This is a genomic window from Calothrix rhizosoleniae SC01 (assembly GCF_900185595.1).
Lineage (GTDB): Bacteria > Cyanobacteriota > Cyanobacteriia > Cyanobacteriales > Nostocaceae > Calothrix_A > Calothrix_A rhizosoleniae.
In genome coordinates, this window is sequence record NZ_FYBH01000421.1 from 1 (window position 1) to 3,620 (window position 3,620).

A 3,620-nucleotide genomic window follows, 5' to 3' on the forward strand; every position below is an offset into this window, starting at 1 on the left:
GACTTTATCCCAAGATGCGATCGCCTTCTCTAATAACCCTAAATTGTAAAGATTGTTACCAAACGCAAGCAGTGAGCCAAGTATTTGTTCGCCATGCTTATCTGCCAATTTCAACATCAACCCCAGCAAAGGTAAGACAAATTCTCCTCCATTTACCTGATAACCCTTAGCTTCTATTTGACCATCACGGGGTTTCAAATTCCCTTCTTCATCAATGAGGAAATTTGCTGGATCAGTTAAAAACTTAGTTGCCTTGCGAATTTGCCAATAATTCTTTAACCATTGCCAATAATTACCTCCCGCAATTATCTGTGCTGTTGGTTCTACGGTAAATCGTTGCAGTACAATCTCGAATTGTTGCAGCAAGTCCATTGCATCATAAACATACTTACTGGCTGGATATCTCTTGACTGCATCCTGGTAACGTTTTTCCCAAGAACCTTTGAGGCTATCTTCATAATTATTTGGGGTTAAAGGTAAGTCCTTATTAACACTAAATCTACGTAAATTTTCTACCACGTTACTAAATGTGGCATCATTGCACCTTGCCAGTTCCGGGTAATCTTCGGGTTTTGATTGGATATTAGCTGAGGTGACTGTTGCAGCTAACATCTCAACAATGGCATTATTGCTAGGGGCTGGTAACTCATAACGGTGAAATTTATGCCACAGTTTGGGGTATTTCTCCCATTGCAATTGCTCCCAAGGACTTGGTTCTCCAGGGAAGTAGGACTGTTTTTCATTTCGTGCCGTCGCAATTACACGCACTTCCTGTTGACCACAGAAAGATTCGTATCGTTCCAAAGTATCCAGTAGTCTTTCTTGTAAGGGTACTGTAAATTTTTCTACTGGACTTTTCTCTGCTTCTGGGGAGATTTCCTGACGGCTGCGGTGCATTTTTTGATTCAGGTCATCAATGAGAAATAGTAACTTGCGGTCTGTGCCTGCTTCTTCTGGCATTCGTGCGGGAATATCTAACCATTGATTTGGTTTGAGGTAAAGTACAGTCCATCCCTGTTGATTAAAATACTCAGCGACTTCCACCGCTTCCCTGGTTTTGCCAATTCCTGTCCCTCCCACAATTAACACCCAGCGATGTTCTTCTAATAATCGTTGTAGTTCCCGTTTGGTGTTGTGGCTTTCTACCCGTTGTTGGTATTTAATATTACGGTCTGCCAAAGGGTCGTTATCTTCACCACCAAGTATGCGTTTTTTCAAGTCTCTACACTGACTTGGGATTGAGTCAAAAGGGAAAATATCAGGGGGAATTTTTCGCTGACGGTGCCGCCACTTCAGCCACCAGAAAAGACCTACAGGGGTTGTTATTAACCCCAAAATGGCTGGTATTAAACGTGAGCCATCCAAAATTAATTTGTCAATTAATTCCTTGTGTTCTTGGTAAAATTCAACAATTGACTTCAAGTAAAACACTTTTGATGGGCAGATAACTTTGACTTACTGCAATTGTACGGTAAATCACAAATCAGTTATCAGTTACCAGTTATCAGTTATCAGTTACTGGGATGAAAAAAACCCACTACGCGCTAGTGGGCAATTGATAAAAGGTGCATCTACTACCTGAACTTGCCAAGAGTAAGTGCTAATTTTAACATTAAAAATAGCGATCGCTATGATGGTGAGAATAGCGATCACTCTACCAAGTGAGACTTAAAGAATCAATTTTAAACTAGTCCACGTACTATCGCATCAGCCATTTTTTCAGCGTCAAATAATTTCATATCCCGCGCTGAATCGCAGAAAGCGCCCTCTATCAGGATTGCAGGCATTGTGGTATTTCTCAAAACGTAATATCGAGTAGTCTTAACCCCCCTGTTGTAGAATCCCAGCTTACATATTTCTTGCTGCACGGATGTTGCAATTCTTTTACCAGCTTCACTGATAGCAAAAGTCTCAGTACCGTAAGCCTTGCCATTGTAAGCATTGAAATGTAGTGATACAAATATATCAGCCTGATTCACGTTCGCAGTATTACACCGTTGCCACAGCGAATTAGTGTCACTACTAGCCCAAGAAGGTCTACACCGGATAACTGTGTGACCCAATTGTTGAAGTTTGTCAATTAGAAGTTTTCCAACCTCATTAATTAAATCTTCTTCCCTACGAACTCCCACGGCCCCACCATCATTGGTGCATCCGTGTCCTAGATCAATTGCGATTTTCATATTTATAGTAAATTAATTGCGTTTTTGATACGGTCTGGTGAGATATTGATGTATCCGGCTAAAGCTTTTAAATCTTTATGACCCGTTATTTGTTGAATTGTGTAAATATCGGTGCCTTGTTCATGGAGCTTGGTGATAAAAGTGACCCGTGTTGAGTGGGTGCTTATTCCCTTCGCTGCTAGTCCAGCTTTAGCCACAGCTTTTCTTAAAATCGAATCGGCATTCCTTAAGGTTATATGTTGTTCAGGGTAATTTCTGCTTGGGAATAAATACCCATCTTTAGGGGAGTAACTGTTTAAAAGGTTCCAAAGTGTCTCATTGACAGGGATTTGCCTAGTCTGTTGTGTTCCATCGGGTGAAGCTTTGCGAGTCCTAGCCCGGAATGTTATGTAATCCTTGGGAGTTCCATCTTTTTGATATATATCATTTTTACGTAGCTGGACTAACGCCCCCCATCGCTCACCAGTGTACCAAGCAATATCAAAAAGAATTTTATATTTTTCATTTATAATATTTTTCCGAATTTTAGAGTAATCTAAATTTGAGAGCATAGCGGCTTTTCCGCTACCATTATTTTTCATAAAATTCCAAAAACAATTTTTACTTTTTGATTTCCGGTTTTACCAAGCATTGTGGTAAAACCGGAATTTTTGTGTGTGAGTTGGGTCGTATTCCCTGGCTTAATCATATACCTGGCAACGTTTACAGAGTTTCAGTGTAACTACCAGAAATATGTAAAAGCGGAATGTTTACGCTATTTTGATGAAGGGTTAAAACAGGTTTAAAGAAATATTTAAAAAAGCAACAATTTATGTCAGAACCAACATTAACCGAAGTATTTGGAGCAAACGCAACACAAGACGCTTCAACCGTGACAATTAACAAAGCTGATTTACCAGGATTGACCGCCAGCGCAACCAACACAGCAGAATCCCTTCTCGCCGCGATTTTTATACAAGCTGCTATCGCTCTTACACAAACTAAGTTCGATAGTGATACAGATGTATCAGTTTACATTGAATCGGGTTTTAGCAGTTTTACAAATAGGGGTGCGAATAATGACCGTTATCAAGTTGATCCACTAACGATTAACTTTGCCAAACTCAACCTAGAGACTGGTTTAAACCCAGACGATTACTAATGAAAGCATGGAAGAAACTTGCAAAACATGCGACAAGTGACCGACCCCAAGGACAATATCTTACGTGGAGTGGTGGGGGAACTTGGCTGTACAAATGCGCGAATAGTATTTCCCTTAATAGTGGGGTAATTCCAGACGGCTATTATGCAGGAAGTCTGGCTTATTTTATTGTCATTGACGGAAATCAAACATCCGAGTGGGTCATAAGCAATGAACCTTTTGAAGAAGACCCCGATAACGTCGCTGGATGTGAGCTAAGTTCGCAACAGTGTGATTACACCGGCAATGGAATTAAT

The 3,620-nt window shown here is 40.4% G+C and carries 5 protein-coding genes; 2 read left to right on the top strand and 3 right to left on the bottom strand.

Going from position 1 to position 3,620, the window contains the following annotated elements; genetic code table 11:
* From CALSC_RS24785 to CALSC_RS24795, 3 genes are all read right to left on the bottom strand, one after another.
* On the bottom strand, nucleotides 1-1,422 hold a 1,422-nt coding region (locus CALSC_RS24785; protein ID WP_200817745.1), incomplete at its 3' end, for an ATP-binding protein.
* Between the two features lie 260 nt (nucleotides 1,423-1,682).
* Nucleotides 1,683-2,183 carry an N-acetylmuramoyl-L-alanine amidase gene (locus tag CALSC_RS24790; protein ID WP_088243871.1) on the bottom strand — a complete coding sequence of 167 codons (501 nt, stop codon included), beginning with the start codon at nucleotides 2,181-2,183 and terminating at the stop codon, nucleotides 1,683-1,685.
* A gap of 2 nt (nucleotides 2,184-2,185) precedes the next feature.
* The gene (locus CALSC_RS24795) at nucleotides 2,186-2,764 is read right to left on the bottom strand and encodes a tyrosine-type recombinase/integrase (protein ID WP_088243872.1); all 579 of its coding nucleotides are present in this window, start codon (nucleotides 2,762-2,764) and stop codon (nucleotides 2,186-2,188) included.
* Between the two features lie 230 nt (nucleotides 2,765-2,994).
* Between CALSC_RS24795 and CALSC_RS24800 the strand changes: the two genes are divergently transcribed.
* Both CALSC_RS24800 and CALSC_RS27720 read left to right on the top strand, forming a co-directional pair.
* Complete coding sequence (locus CALSC_RS24800) at nucleotides 2,995-3,324, top strand: hypothetical protein (RefSeq protein ID WP_088243873.1); 330 nt, start codon at nucleotides 2,995-2,997, stop codon at nucleotides 3,322-3,324.
* The coding region (locus tag CALSC_RS27720; RefSeq protein ID WP_235006942.1) for a hypothetical protein at nucleotides 3,324-3,620 on the top strand (297 nt) is incomplete at its 3' end. The genes CALSC_RS24800 and CALSC_RS27720, both read left to right, overlap by 1 nt.

Coding starts and splice junctions, on each gene's coding strand:
- CALSC_RS24790 (WP_088243871.1), bottom strand. CDS start 2,183: ATGAAAATCGCAATTGATCTAGGACACGGATGCACCAATGATGGTGGG.
- CALSC_RS24795 (WP_088243872.1), bottom strand. CDS start 2,764: ATGAAAAATAATGGTAGCGGAAAAGCCGCTATGCTCTCAAATTTAGAT.
- CALSC_RS24800 (WP_088243873.1), top strand. CDS start 2,995: ATGTCAGAACCAACATTAACCGAAGTATTTGGAGCAAACGCAACACAA.